This is a genomic window from Afipia sp. MLSD5-FHT05B12, from assembly GCF_058793355.1.
In genome coordinates this window covers 203,309-222,143 of sequence record NZ_JBXAFS010000005.1, presented here as the reverse complement: position 1 = coordinate 222,143, position 18,835 = coordinate 203,309, and the positions used below count along the sequence as shown (strand labels likewise).

13 protein-coding genes are annotated in these 18,835 nt (G+C 61.4%); 8 read left to right on the top strand and 5 right to left on the bottom strand.

What is annotated here, in order from left to right:
- Positions 1–112: 112 nt before the first annotated feature.
- The 3 genes from AC1Q6J_RS09980 to AC1Q6J_RS09970 form a co-directional block, all read right to left on the bottom strand.
- Positions 113–2,221 carry a TRAP transporter permease gene (locus tag AC1Q6J_RS09980; RefSeq protein WP_492279161.1) on the bottom strand — a complete coding sequence of 703 codons (2,109 nt, stop codon included), beginning with the start codon at positions 2,219–2,221 and terminating at the stop codon, positions 113–115.
- A 54-nt stretch (positions 2,222–2,275) separates the two neighbouring features.
- Entirely contained in the window at positions 2,276–3,433 is a 1,158-nt protein-coding gene (locus tag AC1Q6J_RS09975) for a TAXI family TRAP transporter solute-binding subunit (RefSeq protein ID WP_492279160.1), read from the bottom strand.
- 146 nt (positions 3,434–3,579) lie between these two features.
- Positions 3,580–3,801, bottom strand: a complete 222-nt coding sequence (locus tag AC1Q6J_RS09970) for an acyl-CoA carboxylase biotin carboxyl carrier protein subunit (RefSeq protein WP_492279159.1) — start codon at positions 3,799–3,801, stop codon at positions 3,580–3,582.
- 159 nt (positions 3,802–3,960) lie between these two features.
- On the opposite strand from AC1Q6J_RS09970, the gene AC1Q6J_RS09965 reads away from it, so the two are divergent.
- Positions 3,961–5,517: an acyl-CoA carboxylase subunit beta gene (locus AC1Q6J_RS09965; protein WP_492279158.1), complete on the top strand. Its 1,557-nt coding sequence runs from the start codon at positions 3,961–3,963 to the stop codon at positions 5,515–5,517.
- Between the two features lie 149 nt (positions 5,518–5,666).
- Here AC1Q6J_RS09965 and AC1Q6J_RS09960 read toward each other — a convergent pair whose 3' ends face one another.
- Complete coding sequence (locus tag AC1Q6J_RS09960; protein WP_492279157.1) at positions 5,667–7,286, bottom strand: GMC family oxidoreductase; 1,620 nt, start codon at positions 7,284–7,286, stop codon at positions 5,667–5,669.
- 166 nt (positions 7,287–7,452) lie between these two features.
- Here AC1Q6J_RS09960 and AC1Q6J_RS09955 point away from each other — a divergent pair, with 166 nt between their 5' ends.
- Positions 7,453–8,628 carry a M20 aminoacylase family protein gene (locus AC1Q6J_RS09955; RefSeq protein ID WP_492279156.1) on the top strand — a complete coding sequence of 392 codons (1,176 nt, stop codon included), beginning with the start codon at positions 7,453–7,455 and terminating at the stop codon, positions 8,626–8,628.
- Between the two features lie 115 nt (positions 8,629–8,743).
- Positions 8,744–9,247 carry a YciE/YciF ferroxidase family protein gene (locus tag AC1Q6J_RS09950; RefSeq protein ID WP_492279155.1) on the top strand — a complete coding sequence of 168 codons (504 nt, stop codon included), beginning with the start codon at positions 8,744–8,746 and terminating at the stop codon, positions 9,245–9,247.
- Positions 9,248–9,312: 65 nt separating this feature from the next.
- Here the strand turns inward: AC1Q6J_RS09950 and AC1Q6J_RS09945 are convergent, their stop codons facing one another.
- Complete coding sequence (locus AC1Q6J_RS09945) at positions 9,313–9,966, bottom strand: flavin reductase family protein (protein ID WP_492279154.1); 654 nt, start codon at positions 9,964–9,966, stop codon at positions 9,313–9,315.
- A gap of 331 nt (positions 9,967–10,297) precedes the next feature.
- Here AC1Q6J_RS09945 and AC1Q6J_RS09940 point away from each other — a divergent pair, with 331 nt between their 5' ends.
- The 5 genes from AC1Q6J_RS09940 (at position 10,298) to AC1Q6J_RS09920 (ending at position 18,788) form a co-directional block, all read left to right on the top strand.
- A complete protein-coding gene (locus tag AC1Q6J_RS09940; protein ID WP_492279153.1) occupies positions 10,298–11,083 on the top strand; it encodes an ImuA family protein in 786 nt (261 codons plus the stop codon).
- On the top strand, positions 10,974–12,569 hold the full coding sequence (locus AC1Q6J_RS09935; RefSeq protein ID WP_492279152.1) for a Y-family DNA polymerase: 1,596 nt from the start codon (positions 10,974–10,976) through the stop codon (positions 12,567–12,569). The genes AC1Q6J_RS09940 and AC1Q6J_RS09935 overlap by 110 nt, the downstream gene beginning before the upstream one ends.
- Complete coding sequence (locus tag AC1Q6J_RS09930; protein ID WP_492279151.1) at positions 12,566–15,946, top strand: error-prone DNA polymerase; 3,381 nt, start codon at positions 12,566–12,568, stop codon at positions 15,944–15,946. The genes AC1Q6J_RS09935 and AC1Q6J_RS09930 overlap by 4 nt, the downstream gene beginning before the upstream one ends.
- A 69-nt stretch (positions 15,947–16,015) precedes the next feature.
- On the top strand, positions 16,016–17,419 hold the full coding sequence (locus AC1Q6J_RS09925; RefSeq protein WP_492279150.1) for a CoA transferase: 1,404 nt from the start codon (positions 16,016–16,018) through the stop codon (positions 17,417–17,419).
- 106 nt (positions 17,420–17,525) lie between these two features.
- Entirely contained in the window at positions 17,526–18,788 is a 1,263-nt protein-coding gene (locus tag AC1Q6J_RS09920; RefSeq protein WP_492279149.1) for an efflux RND transporter periplasmic adaptor subunit, read from the top strand.
- The last annotated feature ends 47 nt before the right edge of the window (positions 18,789–18,835 follow it).

Below are 18,835 nucleotides of genomic sequence, written 5' to 3'. Positions count from 1 at the left end.
TCGTATTTCGCCGGGTGTGGCGTGGATGCACGGCTTTTTCGCGCCACAGCATTGTGCCAGCTGAGAATGCCAACTATCGCCACAATTCGTCTTGGGGTTTAGCCTTCCCGATCTAGCGTGCCGAAAGTTTCGACGGTGTGCCGGGGTTCCGTTGCACAAGAGTGAACGCGACGATCAGCGTTGGAACCAGGATTGCCATTGCCAGCGAGATGATCTGCCATTGCGAGATCGGCAGGATGCCGCCACCCGGCGTTGCGAGAACAAACCCTCCAAGCACCAACAGTACGCGAAGCGGCCATTCCAGAACTCCCGTGCGCCGCAAGTCTCCGACGAAGGCCTGATAACCTTGAATGCCGCCGCAGATGAACAGCGTGCCGGTCCCGGCCAGCGCCATCAGGCCGACGGCCGTGAGATAGGGCGCATCGCCCTGCAGCACGAGCGCGGGGTTGAGTACGAAGAAGAACGGAATGAAGTAGATGATGCTGCCGACCCACATCGATTCCCAGCCGGTTTTCATCGCGGGCGCGCCGGCGATGCCGGCGGCCGCGAACGAAGCGATAGCCACGGGCGGCGTGATCGATGACAGCATGCCCCAGTAGAAGATGAACATATGCACGGCCATTTTGTTGAGGCCGACTTTCTCAAGCGCTGGCGCGACAAGAATGGCGAGAAAGATGTAGCAAGCCGTCGTGGTCAGGCCGAGCCCCAGCACCAGGCTGGTGAAAGCGCACATCACCAGCAGCAGGAATGCGTTGTCGCCGGCGATCGTCAGCAGATCGTTGGCGAGGCTGGAGATAACGCCGGTCATCGAAAATGCGCCGATCAGCAGGCCGCATCCTGCCAGAATGCCCACCAGTTCGACAAACGTGCGTCCGTTCACTTCCAGGAATTTGCCGATCGTCGTAAGCGTCCAGCGGGTGTCTTTCGAGAACAACTGGTTCAATACGAGCAGAAGGGCCGTCGCATAGAACGGTGCGTGGCTTTCGCGCTTGAAATGCAGCAGCATCACGATCAGCAACGCGATGACGAAGATATAGTACCAGCCTTCCTTGACAGTGTCCCATACGCGCGGCAGTTCCGAGCGTGGAATGCCGGCGAGGCCGTGACGCGCAGCGTAAGAGTCCACCTGCAAGAACAGGCCGAGGTAGTAAAGGGCCGCCGGAATGACCGCGGCGAGGGCCACATCGGCGTAGCTGACATTCAGGAATTGCGCGATGACGAACGCGGTCGCTCCCATCACCGGCGGCGCGAGCACCGCGCCCGTTGAAGCGCACGCCTCGATGGCTCCGGCGTATGACGCGCGGAAACCGCTCTTTTTCATAACGGGAATAGTCATTGTGCCGGCGGTCAGCACGTTGGAAATGATGGAGCCCGACATCATTCCCAGAAGACCGCTGGCGAAGATGCAGACCTTGGCCGCGCCGCCGCGGAATGTTCCGCACAGGGCGAATGCGATGTTGATGAAGAATTTTCCAGCGCCGGTCATCATCAGCGCCGTGCCGAACACCAGGAAGCCGATTACCGTGTCGGCGAACGCCTGGATCGGAATGCCGAGCAGGCTCTCGCCGGAGAGGGCATGATAGGCCGTTGCCTGCTCGATGGTGGACTGGGTGCCGCGAAATGGGCCCAGCCAGCTTGATTCCGCAAACAGCGGATAAACGGTGAATGGAAAGACACACAGCAACAGGCTCCAGCCTCCGGTGCGGCGCAGGGCTTCCATCAGCACGGCCCACATAATCAAGCCGCCTGCGATGACAGGTGCCGGTGCGCCTGCGAATTCCCACCCGAGCGCCGCGGCTGCGCGAATGTTCATCATCAGCCAGATGGCCGCGCCAAAGGTCGCGGTGAAAAGCACAAGATCGTACCAAGGGATGCGATCGAGCGGAGCCGTCTCGGTTCCTGGGAAGATCAGGAATGTGAAAGGCAGCATCAGCGCGATCAGAAGGTAGAAGTATTCGGTATTGAGCTGGGTGTAGCCGATAAAGAAGCGCAACGTGAACTGCTGGTTGATGCAGAGCAGGATCGTTGCTGCGGTCGCGGCGATCAGCGTCCAGCGCCATCCGCCGCGAAGGGTTCGCACGCGCGTGACTTCGGCTTCCTGCAAGCCGCCGACGCCCGCATGCGGATCGTCGAATACAACTCTTTTCTGCGCTGAGGCGATGGTGGCAGCCGCAACGGGAGCGGCTGCCGTGTTTTGAGTGTTATCGGACGAGGCTGACATTTGGGATACCGAAATAGGATGTTGACGACGTCCGCTTGGCCGGGATCGAAACCGTTATTCCTCGAAGCCGTTCGGCATGTTTGCCTTCGCAAGAGCAGCCTTGCGGGCCGCCATCCATCCCGACAGGAACGCAGCCGGCTCCGCCGGTGCGCTTGCGGTGTTAAAGGCCTTCCATGCATCCGCGAGAACGCCCTGCCGCTTAATCAGATCGTTGTTGTACTTCTCATCCGCGTCGGTCCATTGGCCTGCTTCCTTCAGCGCTTTGACTGCGCCGGGGTGATACGGAATAACCCACTGTTTGGTCTGGCGCTTGACGTCGAGGCCAGATGCGCCCGGTGCGGAATCCTTATAGGCATCGTAGCCGGTGATCATCGCCTTGGTGAGCGCGTATATCTGATCGGCAGACTGTGTCGCATAGGCCGTTGCAATCGGGTAGGGATAGGTTGCCAGCTTCAGAGGCTTTGAGGCCTCGATAGCCGCGCCGCAGGTTGTGCTGTGCGGATTGAAGAATGCGCCGACCTTCCTGACGCGATCCCAGGCCGCCTTGTCATCGGCCGGAAGTTCCGGCCACACGATGCCGCGAGGCGAGCTTTCCAGTTCCTTGGCGGGGCCCGTCACCGTCGAGCCGAACGCGCCGTCCGCGTCGTTGTTGATGACGCCCTTCCACATCGCGCCGTAGCTGGCGAACTCGACGATCTTGACGTCCTTCTGCGTCAGCCCGGCATACGCGATGATGGCCAACGCGTTCTGGTTCAGCGCGGGCGAACCGACCACAAAGCCCAATCGCTTGCCGCGGAAATCCTTCCAGTCCTTGACACCGCTGTCTTTCGCGACGCCGACCGACAGTCCGTTGCAGTCGACCGTCGAGAGGGTCATCTGCAATGCCTGCGGGCCCCATTCCTTGACGCCGAATTCGAACACGCCTTCCTGGGCGAAGTAGCTTCCCGTTCCCATCCAGGCCAGCACCGCGCGATTCGTCCGCAGCGGGGCCAGGCGCGCCACGTCGTTGCCGGCCGGAAGCACGCGCACGTCGGAGCCGTACTTGTCCTTCATCATCTTGCCGACACCAACGGCGATGTTGAAGCCGGATGTGCCGGTGTCATAGGCCGTAAAGGCCATCGAGGTTGGCAGTTTGATGTCCTGCGCCAGCACTGGCGAAATCGCCGCGCTCGCAAGAATCATTGCTGCAACCGTAGTGATATGCCGCGTCATGAATAACCTCCCCAATTACTTTCGCTGTGCGAAACGTGGTTTTGATTTTGCCGGATCATGTCATCGTGCAGGAGCGAGTGCAACGCCTGCAAGCCTACTAAGGTGTACCGGACAGTTTGTCGCGGAAACGGAGCGCTTCGCGACGTTCATGTTTCGAGAACAGCGATTGTCTGTCCCTCTGCCACAACGTCATCGATGCTGACCAGGATCGATGTGATTTTCCCCGCGGCAGGCGAGGGGACGGGAATTTCCATCTTCATCGCTTCCACGAACACCACGTCGTCGCCGTTTCCGACGCTGCCGCCGAGGCTGGCCGCGACCGCACAGACGCGCCCGGCAACCTCGGTGACGATCTTGATCTGCGCCATTGGTGTCCCCCATCCGCTTTGAGCAGAGCATGCAAGCTCCACAAGCGCGGCTTCTTTGTTGTGACGGAAGATTGCGCGAGGTAGCGTGTTCCGCAAGAGGAAATTTTATTCAGCAGAATGGAATGAGCGCGCTCGCGACGCGTAGGGCAAGGAGCGATGATGAACTGGAAGCCTGAACTTGACGAACTTGCGCGGCGCGAAGCGTTTGCGAAAGAGATGGGTGGCGCGGACAAGGTCAAGCGGCAGCACGATCAGGGCAGGCTTACGGTTCGCGAGCGCATCGACAAGCTGGTCGATCCGAAAACCTTTCACGAGATGGGCGCGATTTCAGGCGCCGCGGAGTATGACGAAAAGAATGAGCTAAAGACGCTTACGCCAGCCAACTGTGTGTTCGGGCGCGGCAGGATCGGCGATCGTCCCGTCGTCGTGGTTGGCGATGACTTCACCGTGCGCGGCGGCTCCGCGGACGCATCGATCTCCGCGAAGCCGATCATGGCCGAGCAGATGGCGCACGACTTTCGGATGCCGATTATCCGTATCATCGAGGGATCCGGTGGCGGCGGCTCGGTCAAGACCATCGAGACGAAGGGCGCCGCTAATCTGCCGGGCGGCGTCGGCGGCACCACCTGGTACTGGTATACGACCACGAATATGGCGCGCGTGCCTGTCGTCGGTCTCGGCCTCGGATCGGTTGCAGGACTTGGCGCGGCGCGCCTCGCGGCCAGTCATTACTCCGTCATGACAAAAACATCCGCGATGTTCGTCGCAGGCCCTCCGGTGGTGGCGCGGCTCGGGCAATCGCTCGAGAAGCAGGAGCTCGGCGGCTGGCAAATCCAGACCAAGGCCGGCGGCATCGATCATGCGGTCGATACCGAGGAAGAGGCGTTCGAATGCGCGCGGAAATTTCTGTCGTATCTGCCGTCATCGGTGTTCGACCTGCCGCCCACGATTTCCTGCGATGACGATCCCGAGCGCGGCGACGAGGCGCTGCTCAACATCGTGCCGCGCAGCCGCAAGCAGGTCTACAAGATGCGCCCGATCATCGAATCGGTCGTGGACCGCGGCTCATTCTTCGAGATGGGGCAGAACTTCGGACGTTCGATCATCACCGGCTTCGCGCGGCTGCAGGGGCGAGCCGTTCTGGTACTCGCCAGCGATCCGTTTATTTACGGTGGATCGTGGACCGCCGACACCTGCCAGAAGGTGGTGCGGTTTGTCGATCTCGCAGAAACATTCCATCTGCCGGTGGTTTATCTGATGGATTGTCCGGGCTTCGCGATCGGACTCGAGGCTGAGAAGACGGCGACGATCCGGCATGGTGTTCGCGCGATGACAGCCGTCAATCAAACCACCGTGCCGTGGTGTACGATTATCGTGCGCAATTCGTTCGGTGTCGCGGGCGTTGTGCATCAGCCGGCGGGCCGGTTCTCGCTGCGCTATGCATGGCCGTCCGCCTACTGGGGATCGCTGCCGCTCGAGGGCGGTATCGAGGCCGCTTACCGTGCCGACATCGACGCCGCCGAGGATCCCAAGGCAAAACTGGCCGAAATTGAGGGCCGGCTGAACAAGCTGCGCTCGCCGTTCCGCTCGGCCGAGAAATTCTGGGTGGAAGAGATCATTGATCCGCGCAAGACCCGCTCGCTGCTGTGCGAGTTCGCCCGGCTGGCAGAGCCGCTGCGCACGCCGGGCGTGGCGCAGATGGCGATAAGGCCGTAGGCGCTTTTAATGGAAACCTAAGATTGTCATGGCCGGGCTTGTCCCGGCCATCCACGTCTTTGGACATTAAAGGAAGGCGTGGATCACCGGGACAAGCCCGGTGATGACGAACGTATTTGTTGCGCTCTCGGCGTTGCCGCTCGGAGGAATCACTTTCCATCCTCCACAATCATCGCCGATCCCCTTTCCGCGATCATCGCGGTCGGCGTGTTGGTGTTGCCGGACGTGATAGTCGGCATCACCGACGCATCGACAATGCGCAATCCCTTCAGGCCGTGAAGCCGTAGGCGCTCATCGACCACGGCGAGAGGGTCGCTGCTGGTGCCCATCTTCGCGGTTCCGACCGGATGGAAGATGGTGGTGCCGATGTCGCCGGCGGCTTTCGCCAGGGATGCATCGTCGTCGCCGACGGAGGGGCCGGGGAGATACTCCTGCGGATGATAATTGCTCAGCGCATGCTGCTTCATGAGCCGGCGCGTCACGCGAATGGCGTCGGCCGCGACCTGACGGTCTTCGGGCGTCGACAAATAGTTCGGCGCAATCGCCGGAGCCTGATCCGGCGTATCGGATTTGATACGGATGGTGCCGCGCGATGTCGGGCGCAGGTTGCAGGCTGCAATGGTGATGGCCGGGAAGCGGTGCAATGGCTCACCGAATTTGTCGAGCGACAGCGGCTGGACGTGAAACTGGATATTGGCGCGTTCCTGACGCGGATCGGATCGTGTGAAGATACCAAGCTGCGATGGCGCCATGGTCAGCGGTCCGCGCCGGCGCAGCAAGTAATCGACGCCCATCCAGCCGCGCCGGAACAGATTGTAATAGGTCTCGTTCAGCGTGCGCACGCCTTCGACCTTGTAGATGGCGCGTTGCTGCAAATGGTCTTGCAGGTTGCGGCCCACGCCCTGCCGGTCGAGCACGGTGTCGATGCCGAGCGGCGACAGCCACTCGCGCGGTCCTATACCGGAACGGTGCAGCACCTGCGTTGATCCGATCGAGCCTGAACAAAGGATCACTTCGCCTTGCGTTCGCGCCTCGATGGTCTCTCCATTTTGGCGGAAACGCACGCCGACGGCGCGGCCATTCTCGACGATCACCTTGTCGACCAGCACGCTGGTCTCCAGCCGCAGGTTCGGCCGCGACAGGGCGGGCTTCAGAAATCCGCGTGCCGAGGACCAGCGCCTGCCGCGCTTCTGATTGACGTGGAAGTATCCGATGCCTTCGTTGTCGCCGGTGTTGAAATCCGGCGTCTTGCGGATTCCCATTTCACTCGCGGCTTCCGCCACGGCGTCGAGTACCTTCCATGACAGGCGCGGGGCCTCGATCCGCCATCCGCCGCCGACACCATGATGTTCGCTCTCGCCGAGGAAATGATCTTCGAGTTTCTTGAAGGCGGGAAGCACATCGTCCCAGCCCCAGCCGGTCAATCCGAGCTGCCGCCAGTGGTCGTAATCCGCTGCCTGTCCGCGCATCGAGATCATGGCGTTGATCGCCGACGATCCGCCGATCACCTTGCCGCGCGGATAAGCCAGTGCGCGGCCGTTGAGGCCGGCTTCCGGTTCAGTCTTGAACATCCAGTCGGAGCGGGGATTGCCGATGGCGAACAGGTAACCGACCGGGATGTGAAACCAGATCCAGTTGTCCCTGCCGCCGGCCTCCAGGATCAGCACACGCTTGCGGGGATCGGCCGAGAGGCGGTTGGCGACGATGCAGCCGGCGGTGCCGGCGCCGACGACGATATAGTCGAAATCCCCCTCAAGACGTTTCGCCATTCCCTGTCCTGCGTTTCTCTAGCCAAATTGAAGACTTTTCTTCTTATGGCCCCGGCCGGGGTTCGCTGTACAGTAGGGTTCCGCGCAAGTCCTGTTTGCGCGGATGTTGGGTCCCCTGCGGGCTCATGCTAGCTTTTGCCGTCTTGATCCTGTGAGGTTTACCGCCGTGCCCATCCTCAACCGTGTCGCCGATCTGCAACCCGAAATCATGGGCTGGCGCCGCGATCTCCATGCGCATCCGGAGCTGATGTACGATGTGCATCGCACCGCGGCCTTCGTTGCCGACCGTCTGCGGGAATTCGGTTGCGATGAGGTCGCGACCGGTCTTGGACGTACCGGCGTGGTCGGCGTTATCAAGGGGCGAAAATCGGTCAATGGCGGCGATCTGAAGGCGATCGGGCTGCGGGCGGACATGGATGCGCTGCCGATCGAGGAAGAAACCGGCGTGGCCTATCGCTCGACGGTCCCGGGCAAGATGCACGCCTGCGGTCACGACGGCCACACCGCGATGCTGCTCGGCGCGGCGCGCTATCTCGCGGAGACGCGAAATTTCGCGGGCGATGCCGTGATGATTTTTCAGCCCGCCGAAGAGGGAGGCGCGGGCGCCGAGGCCATGATCAAGGACGGTCTGATGGACCGTTTCAGGATCGAGCAGGTCTACGGCATGCACAACTCGCCGGGCATGCCGATCGGGACGTTTGCGACGCGCGTTGGACCTGCGATGGCGGCGACGGATCATATCAATATCCATATCGAAGGCCTGGGCGGCCATGCCGCGCGTCCGCACAAGAGCATCGACTCGGTGCTGGTCGGCGCGCAGCTCATTACCGCCTTGCAATCGATCGTCTCCCGCAGCGTCGATCCGCTGGATGCCGCGGTAATTTCGATCTGCGAGTTCCATGCCGGCAACGCCCGCAATGTCATTCCGCAGACCGCGGAATTGTTCGGCACTGCGCGGACGCTGACGCCCGAGGTGCGCGATCTGATCGAGCAGCGGGTGCGCGAGGTCGTCAACGGGGTCGCGCAGCTCTCGGGCGCGAAGATCACGCTCGATTACGAGCGCAGTTACCCGGTGCTGGTCAATCACGCCGCCGAGACCGGGATCGCCGCGCGGGTCGCCGCCGATGTCGCGGGCGAGGGCAATGTCAGTTCCGAGATTCCGCCGGTCATGGGCGCCGAAGACTTCGCCTATATGCTGGAAGCGCGGCCGGGCGCCTTCATCTTTATCGGCAACGGCGACAGCGCGGGGCTGCACCATCCTGCCTACAATTTTAACGACGATGCCATCGTCTACGGCTCGTCATACTGGATCAAGCTGGTGGAATCCCAACTCGCGGGCTGACCAGGCGGCGAAGGCGGAAACCGTTTTATGCCGTTTACGCCGCAGGAACGAAGCGCATCACCTCGCGTTGAAAGACGGGAAACATCCCGTCACCGTAAAACCGAGTGAGGACGCCATGGTCGCTGCAAAAGAAAAAGACCTCAATGATCTGTTCCTTGATACCCTCAAGGACATCTATTTCGCCGAGAAACACATTCTGAAGGCGCTGCCGAAGATGGCCAAGGCCGCGCACTCCGACAAGCTGCGCGCCGCCTTCGAGAGGCATGAGAGTGAGACGGAAGGCCATGTGGAAAAGCTCGAGAAGATTTTCGACCTGCTCGACAAGCCAGCGCGCAGCAAGACCTGCGATGCCATCGTCGGCATTCTCGACGAGGGCAAGGAAATCATGGCCGAGTACAAGGGAACCGAGGCGCTCGACGCCGGACTACTGGCGGCGGCTCAGGCGGTCGAACACTACGAAATCGCGCGCTACGGAACCCTGAAGGCATGGGCGACCAAGCTCGGCATGACGGAAGCGGTACGGCTGCTTGATGAAACGCTCCAGCAGGAACACAAGGCCGATGAGGCCTTGACGATGCTTGCCCTTGGCACGGTGAATTCCGAGGCGCTGGCGGCGTGATATGTCACTGCAAATCAGCGCAACAGTCCGGCAAGATCTGGATTGCTGCGCTCCTTGCGATTGATTTATGACCCGTGGAATGCCGGGTTACTGCTTCCAGGCGGCCTTTCCATTTCAAACATCCGGTCCTGAGTGACCTCGACGTAGTCGCCGCCGCGGCCTGCGCGAAGAATTGGATTCGGGAGAGCCGTTTGATAAACGCCGTCCTTGATGAGCGACTTGTCGATATAAACGGCAACCACTTCGCCAAGGATCAGCCATCCCTGCACCGGATCGCCGGTATGGGTCTTGAACTGAACGACATCGGTGACCTTGCATTCCATCGCGGCGCGACTTTCCGCGACGCGTGGAACGTTCACGAAGCGGCTTGGTGCCTTGGTTAGTCCGGCGACTTCGAATTCATCGACGCCTCGCGCAAGTGGCGACGACGTTACGTTCATCTGGTCGCCAAGATCCTTGCTCACCAGATTCCAGACAAATTCCCTGGTCTCAGAGACATTCTGAACGGTGTCCTTCCACGAGATCGACGCAAAGCCGAGAATGGGCGGGTCATAGTTGAATGCATTGAAGAAGCTGTACGGCGCGAGATTGATTTCGCCCTTTGGTGTTCGCGACGAAATCCAGCCGATCGGCCGCGGAGCAATAATGGCGTTGAAGGGGTTATGCCGAAGTCCATGTCCTTTCGCTGGCTCGTAAACATGCATGTCGTGCAAATCCATTCGTCCGCTCCACGGGTAAGCCACCAACGCGGATGCGCACGCGGCAAGATCGATCATATGATATAAGTTCGAAAATAGAACTTAAATTGAGCGATTGGTAAAACCGCTCTGCGCGGCCATGGAAGGGGCGCTTGCTTATGAGTTCGGCGGATCGATCCCCGCACGTTTAGGACGATCCGGTATCTCATTCTTTCTGCTCAGGAAAAGTGGCCCTCAAAGTCTGATTGACTCCTCGGCCCCTCTTAGCTTTATATTAGAACATATCATGAACAAATAAGCCCGTCACTCGTTCAACCCGCGGCGACGGACCCAAAAACTCCAGGAGCGGCGCATGACCAGCGCGCGCATGAACACACTTGCGTCCCTGCGGGGGACCATTGGCCGCCTCGAGGGCGAGAGCGATGGGCTTGCGCGCGTGACGCTGGGCCATACGGATGCGGACGCCGTGTTGCAGGGCGGGCTGGTGCGCGGCGCGTTGCATGAGGTGTTCGCCGAGGGTGGCCGTCATGGCGCGGCGGCGACGGGTTTTATCGCGGGCCTTGCGCATCGCCTCGCGGGGCAGCGGCCGCTGATGTGGGTGCGGCAGGATTTCACGGAACTTGAATCCGGTGCGCTCTCGATGAGCGGCCTCAATGAGCTCGGGCTCGATCCGCGTCTCCTGGTGACGGTCCGGGCTGCGGATGCCGAGACGGCGCTGCGCGCGGCAGCCGATGCGATTGCCTGCGATGCGTTGGGTGCCGTGGTGCTGGATGTCTGGGGCGAGGTGCGTGCGCTCGATCTGGTCGCGAGCCGCAGGCTGACGCTGGCCGCGCGCGCCTCGAATGTCACGTGTCTGGTACTGCGCACGGCGGCCACGCCATCGGCCAGTACGGCGGAGACGCGGTGGGTGGTGCGTCCAGCATCTTCATCTTCCGCAATGGAGGCATGGGGCGCGCCGATGCTCGATGTACAACTTGTTCGCAATCGTCACGGCCAGACCGGACAATGGATCATGGAGTGGAAATGTGATGAGGGCCTCTTCCGTGAAGGCGCGGCGTCTTCTCAGCCTGTGGCTGCCGTGCCTGCCGACAGATCGCTTGAAGCGTCAGCTTTCGGGACAAGACGCCGCGCCGGATGATACGCGTCCGTGCGTCGTTGTCGCCAAGCTGAACAATGCGCTGCAAATTTCCGCGTTGAACGATGCCGCTGCTGGCATCGGCCTTGAGATCGGACTGCCGCTGGCGAACGCGCGCGCGGTCTGTCCCGATGTGGAGGTGTTCGACGCCGACGAGGCAGCGGATGCGAAACTGCTGGAAGCCATCGCCGATTGGTGCGACCGCTTTACGCCGCTGGTGGCGCTCGATCCGCCTCACGGGTTGCTGCTCGATATCAGCGGTTGCGCGCATCTGTTCGGCGGCGAGGCCGCGATGTTGCGTAACGTCTGCGCATCGCTGGCGCGGCAAGGTTTTATCATCAACGCGGCGATTGCCGGCACGCCGGTCTGCGCGCGCACGGTGGCGCGCGCGGCGCGAAGCTGCATCGTTCCCGATGGAGAGGAAGCCCATGCCGTCAGTTCACTCCCGGTATTCGCGCTCGGCGCTGACGATGCCATCACGCGAGGCCTGCGCCGCGCTGGTCTGAAAACGATTGGCGATGTGGCGGCGCGTGCGCCGCACGAACTTGCCGCACGCTTCGGCGCCGCGTTCGTGAACTTGTTGCAGCAGGCATTAGGGCAAGCCGATGCGCCGATTTCGCCGCGAAAGCCGCTGCCGGATTTCATGGTGGAGAAGCGTTTCCCCGAACCGGTCGCGACCGGCAACGTGATCGCGGCGATCCTCTCCGCTCTGGCGCAGATGCTGGTCGCGGCGATGGACAAGCAGGGTAAGGGTGCGCGGCGGCTGGAGGCGAGTTTCTTCCGCACTGACGGCGCGGTGCGGACCATCACAGTGGAGACCGGACAGCCCGTTAGCAGGGTCAACGTGGTCGATCGCCTGTTTCGCGAAAGGCTGGATGCGCTGGCCGATCCACTCGATCCCGGTTTCGGGTTCGATCTGATCCGGTTGTCCGCCAGCCGTGTTGAGATCGTCGTGCAGGAGCAGCGCGATTTCGATACCCGCGCGCAGGACAATGACGAGGTGGCGGCGCTGATCGACCGCATCGCCGCTCGTATCGGCGGCAAGCGTGTCGTGGTGCATCTGCCGCAGGACACGCATATTCCCGAACGCGCAGCGATCGCCGCGTCTGCGCAGCAGTATCTTGCCGCCGCCGCTGTTGCAGAATGGCCCGCGTGCGTCGAATCCGAGCCGCCGCTGCGTCCGCTGCGGCTGTTCGAGCGGCCGGAAGAAATCAAGGTCGCTGCGGCCGCCGTCCCTGACGGGCCGCCGCCCCGGTTTACATGGCGCCGCGCTACGCATGCCGTGGTGCGGGTGGAGGGGCCTGAGCGCATCGCCATGGAGTGGTGGAGACACAAGGATGAAGCGCTGACGCGTGATTATTTCCGCGTCGAGGATGCGGAAGGAATGCGCTTCTGGATCTACCGCGATGGTCTTTACGGCAGCGAACTTGTCACCGAAGAGGGCGAAGCGGTTCCTCCCAAATGGTTCGTGCATGGGCTGTTCGCATGAAAGTCACCGACTATGCGGAAATCGGGATCACGACGAATTTCTCGTTCCTGCGCGGCGGTTCGCAGCCGCAGGAATATGTGCATCAGGCCAGCGAGTTTCGCATTCCAGCCATCGGCATTGCCGACCGCAACACGCTGGCCGGCGTTGTACGCGCTTACAAGGAACTCGAGAACCCTGATGTCAAATTCAAACCCAGGCTGCTGATAGGCGCACGCCTTGTCTTCATGGACGGGACGCCGGACATCCTGATCTATCCGCGCGATCGCGCCGCCTATGGCCGACTGTGCCAGTTGCTGACGCGCGGCAAGCTCAAGGCAGAGAAGGGCGAGTGTCATCTCACGCTCGACGACCTTCTGGATTTTGCAGAAGGACAGTTGCTGGTCCTGTCGCTGCCGCATCGTTTTGAAGCCGCGACGGCTCTGAAGGTTCTCGATCAATTGAAGCGCAGCCGCGCCGTCGGCGCAAAAGATGTCTGGCTCGCGGCGAGCCTGCTGTATCGTGGCGATGACAGGCGGCGTCTTGGCAGGCTTCAGCGTTTGGCGGCGGCGGCCCGCGTACCGCTGCTGGCGATCAATGAGGTGCTTTACCATCATCCCGCGCGACGGTTGTTGCAGGATGTCCTGACCTGTATCCGGGAAAAAACGACGATCATGCGTGCCGGCAGGCGGCTCGAAGCCAATGCCGAGCGGCATCTGAAACCCGGCTTCGAGATGGCGCGGCTATTTCGCGATCTGCCGGGCGCGATTGCGGAAACCATGCGCTTCGCCGATCGCATCACCTTCACGCTCGACGAACTGAAATATCAGTATCCGGATGAGCCTGTCCCGCCGGGCAAGACCGCACAACAGCACCTTGAAGACCTGACGTGGGCAGGCGTGGTGAAATATTTCCCCGGCGGAATCGATGAAAAACTGGATGGGACTCTCAAGAAAGAACTGCGGCTGATCGAGAAGCTCGGATATGCGCATTACTTCCTGACGGTTCATGACATCGTCAATTATGCTCGCAGTCAAAACATACTTTGCCAAGGTAGAGGCTCGGCGGCGAATTCGGCTGTCTGCTATGTACTTGGCATTACCTCGGTGAATCCCGCTGAAACCGATGTGCTGTTCGAGCGGTTCATTTCCGAGGAGCGCCTTGAGCCGCCGGACATCGATGTCGATTTCGAGCATTCACGCCGCGAAGAGGTGATGCAGTATGTCTACAGGCGATATGGCCGTCACCGTGCTGCGATCGTCGCCACCGTCATTCATTACCGCCCGCGCAGCGCCATCCGCGATGTGGGCAAGGCGCTGGGACTGACTGAAGACGTCACCGCCGCGCTGGCGGATACGGTGTGGGGAAGCTGGGGCGACGGTGTCAGCGACATGCAGATCCGGCAGGCGGGATTCGATCCGGGCAACCCGATGGTTCGACGTGCCGTTGAACTGGCCACCGAACTGATCGAGTTCCCGCGTCATCTGTCGCAGCATGTCGGTGGCTATGTGCTGACGCAGGATCGGCTCGACACCTATGTCCCCATCGGCAATGCCGCGATGGACGACCGCACCTTCATCGAATGGGACAAGGACGACATCGATACCCTGAAAATGATGAAGGTCGATGTGCTGGCGCTCGGCATGCTGACTTGCATCCGGAAATGTTTCGACCTGATCGCAGATCACAAAGGGGCACGATATGAGCTCGCTGATATCAAGTCCGAAAACAATGACAGCGATAAAGTCTTCGACATGTTGTGCAAGGGGGAATCCCTTGGCGTTTTTCAGGTCGAGAGCCGGGCGCAGATGAACATGCTGCCGCGCCTGAAGCCGCGCACGTTCTACGATCTTGTGATCGAGGTTGCCATTGTGCGGCCGGGGCCGATCCAGGGCAACATGGTGCATCCTTATCTCAAGCGGCGAAACGGGGAGGTGCAGGTCAGTTATCCATCGCCGTCGCCGGAATGCGGCGGCAAGGACGAGCTTGAGAAAATTCTTCACAAGACGCTGGGAATCCCGCTGTTTCAGGAACAGGCGATGCGGATCGCCATGGCGGCGGCGGAATTCACGTCCGAAGAGGCCAACGGATTGCGCCGCGCCATGGCCACGTTCCGCAATGTCGGGACCATGCCGAAGTTCGAGAAGCGCATGGTTAGCCGGATGATCGCGCGGGGATATGATCCTCAGTTTGCGCAAAACTGTTTCAATCAGATCAAGGGTTTTGGTAGCTATGGTTTCCCGGAAAGCCACGCATCGGCCTTCGCGCAGCTTGTTTACGTGTCGTCCTGGCTCAAGTGTTATCACCCTGACGCATTCTGTTGCGGTCTGCTGAATTCGCAGCCGATGGGTTTCTATGCGCCGGCGCAGATCGTCGGCGATGCGCGCAAGAACGGCGTCGAAGTGCGCGAGATCGATGTATCGCACAGCTTCGGGCAAAACACCCTGGAAGAGCACGCCGTGAAGCATTGCGCCGTGCGGCTTGGATTCCGGCAGATCGATGGTTTCGAGGTGTACGATCCGGACGAGGAAAAACTGGACAAGGCCAGATCTGCTGTTGCGAAGAGCAGGGCAAAGCCCCGCGAAGATTACTGGGATCAGCGCATTGTCGCCGCGCGGTCACGGAAACCATTCACGTCGCTGGAAGACTTCGCGCGAGAAACGCGGTTGCCGAAGCGTGCGCTGATCCTGCTGGCGGACGCCGACGCGTTCCGCTCGCTCGGTCTCGACCGTCGCGAAGCGCTGTGGTCCGTGCGGCGGTTGCCGGACGATATTCCGTTGCCGTTGTTTTCCGCCACTGCCGCGCGCGAGCAACCCGATGAAATCGCTCAGCCGTTACCCGAGATGCCGCTGCCTGAGCAGGTGGTGGCTGATTATCAGACCATCCGGTTGTCATTGAAGGGGCATCCGATGGAATTCCTGCGGCCGAAATTTGCGGAAGAGGGCTTGGTGGCGTGCGAGGCTGTCGCTCATTCTCATGACAGACAGCGGGTGCGCTGTGCCGGGGTGGTGCTGGTCCGGCAGCGGCCCGGCAGTTCCAAGGGTGTGGTGTTCATGACGCTGGAGGACGAGACCGGCATTGCCAACATCGTGGTGTGGCCGAAGGTGATGGAAAAATTCCGCAAGGAAGTGATGGGCGCACGGCTGATCGAGGTGCGGGGTGTCATTCAGAGCAGCCCGGACAAGGTCGTTCATCTGGTAGCCGAGTGTCTGTTCGATCGCTCCCATGACTTGATGAATCTTGCCAATGACGCGCTTGGAGGGAGGCATCCGATCCCTCCCGATGCGGATGTCATCGAACCGCTGGAAGAAGAGCAGAAGGCACATTCGGGCAACCCGGTTCACAAAATCCGCCATCCGCGCAATGTCCGCATTCTTCCACGTTCGCGGGATTTCCACTGATACGATTTGTGAATTGTGCTGGTCTCCCATCATCTGCATCAATGATGATGCAGATGCCGGAGCCGCGCCATGAAGACCGTTCACGATATCCTGTCTGATCTCTGGACCCTTGGCGGCGGTGAATCTTCCGCGCTCGATGCCGTCACGCTGACGGGACGCGAGCCCATGCTGCCGTCGTCATTCCGTGTCGGCGCCGCGTCGCAGGTGACGATTGCCGCCGCCGGGCTTGCCGCCGCGGAAATATGGAAGGCGCGCGGTGGCGAGGCACAAGGTATCTCTGTCGACATGATGCATGCGGCTGCCGAGTGCCGCAGCGAGCGTTACCTGCGCGTTGACGACAAGCCGCCGCCACCGGCCTGGGACGCCATCGCCGGGGTCTACAAAACGGGCGATGGACGCTTTGTCCGTCTTCACACCAATTTTCCGCATCATCGCGACAATGTCTGCAAGGTGCTGGCCTGCAATCCGGAGCGCGACGACGTCCAGCGCGCCTTGATGCAATGGAAAGGCGAGGCATTCGAGACCGCCGCCTATGCGGGTGGATGCGTCGTCTCGATGATGCGGTCGCATGACGAATGGCTTGCAACGCCCCAGGCGCAGGCGCTTGAACAATTGCCGCTGATTCAGATCGAGAAAATCGGCGAGGCGCCGCCGAGGCCCTGGCCGGCCGGTGATCGCCCACTGACGGGATTGCGTGTCCTCGATCTGTCGCGGGTCATCGCGGGTCCGGTCGCGGGGCGCACATGGGCCGCCCACGGTGCGGACGTGATGCTGATTTCCTCGCCGAACCTGCCGTCCATTCCATGGCTGGTCATCGACACCGGGCGCGGCAAGCTGACGAGTTTCGCCGACCTCAAGACGGAGCAGGGCCGGGACGCGCTGCGCGGCCTGCTGGCATCGGCAGATATTTTCTCTCAAGGCTACCGCCCGCAATCGATCGCCGCGCTCGGCTTTTCGCCGGAAGATGCCGCGCGGATCAGTCCAGGTATCGTTTACGTGTCGATGGGTGCCTATGGCCACGCCGGTTCCTGGGCCGGTCGCCGGGGCTTCGACTCTCTGGTCCAGACCTCGACGGGTTTCAACCACGCCGAGGGCAAGGCCGCCGGTGCCGAAGGGCCGAGGGAGTTGCCGATGCAGATTCTCGACCACGCCACCGGATACTTGATGGCGTTTGGTGCCATGATGGCGCGCCTGCGGCAGGCACGGGAGGGCGGAAGCTGGCATGTGAGGGTTTCGCTGGCGCAGACCGGGCGCTGGTTGTGGAACCTCGGCCGGCTGGATGACGGTCTCGCGACGGCAGACCTGACGGCGGACGAGATTCTGCCGTTTATCGAACAAAGCCCATCGGGTTTTGGTGCATTGCGAGGTGTTCGTCACGCCGCTGTGATGTCGGCGACTCCTGCGTTCTGGCAGCGCCCGGCCATGCCGCTCGGTTCCCACGAGCCGGTGTGGCCATCACGCGGCCGACGTTAACCGAAAATAATTTCCATTCCGTCGGTTTTTGATTGTCCTGAGCATGAAAGTGGAACTATTAGCCTGACAGGCTGCGTCAGCTCGCCGCAGGACCACGGGTTTTCGAATGACCGAAAAGACAAGCGGACTGAGTGCCTTGATTGCCTGGACTCAGGCCATGCCCCGGCAACGGTTGGCTGTGGGCGCCGGTGTGGTTGTGATCGCGGGTTTGGCGGCGTTTGGCCTGACGTTTGTGGGGGCTTCGCCCAAAAACCATTCCGACGTCTCGAGCCAATCTCGAAAAGGTCTGCTGCGCTATACGCCGACGGCGGCGGAATGGGCCAGCCTGACCGTTCAGCCGGTGGTTGAACGTGCGTTCCGCGCCGAGCATGTCACAGAGGGCAAGATCGCGGTCGATGAAGATCGTTCGACGCCGGTGTTCTCGCCCTATGCCGGCCGCGTCACCAAGTTGCTGGCGCGACCTGGCGACAAGGTCACGCAGGGGCAGTCGCTGTTTGTGATCGAGGCTGCCGACAATGTTCAGGCGCAGAACGATTTTATCACGGCGGCAACCGCGCTGAACAAGGCGAAGTCGCAGCTCGAACTGGCTCAGATCCAGGACAAGCGCGCCCGCGACCTTTATGAAGGCAAGGCCGCGCCACTGAAGGACTATCAGCAATCGCAGGCGGCGCTGGTGTCGGCACAGAATGATATGCGCTCGAGCGAGACGGCGCTGGAAGCTGCGCGCAGCCGGCTGCGCATGCTGGGTCTGACCGACGATGCCATTGCCGCCTTTCAGGACAAGGGCCGCATCAATCGCGAGACGACGATCTTCTCGCCGATCGCCGGCACTGTCGTGCAGCGCAAGGTCGGCCCCGGACAATACGTCAATGCGGGTGCGAGCGATCCGGTGTTCGTTGTCGGCGATCTGTCGACTGTCTGGCTGACGGCGTTCGTGCGCGAAACCGAAGCTCCGGCTATCGAGGTCGGGCAGGAGGTCGCGTTCAGCGTGCTTGCGTTCCCGGGGCGCGTCCTGAATGCACGCATCAATTATGTCTCGGCGGCAATCGACCCGGCCTCGCGCCGGCTGATGGTGCGGGCGACAATCGACAACCCGGACGGATTGCTGAAGCCGGAAATGTTCGCCAACGTCACGATCTATTCCGCGGGAGATCGCTCCGCTGTCGGCGTGCCTAAACAGGCACTGATCTATGAAGGCGATCAGGTGCGGGTCTGGGTCGTGCGCGACGACAAGTCCATCGAGCTGCGCCAGATCAAGGTGGGGCTTGCCAACGGGGATCTCGTCGAGGTGAAGGGCAATCTGTCGCCCGGCGAGCAGATCGTCACCAAGGGCAGCCTGTTCATCGACCGCGCGGCATCCGGCAGCTAGTCCGCTCTGTGTCTTTCCCCGACGTCATCCGCTCCCGCTGAAAGACC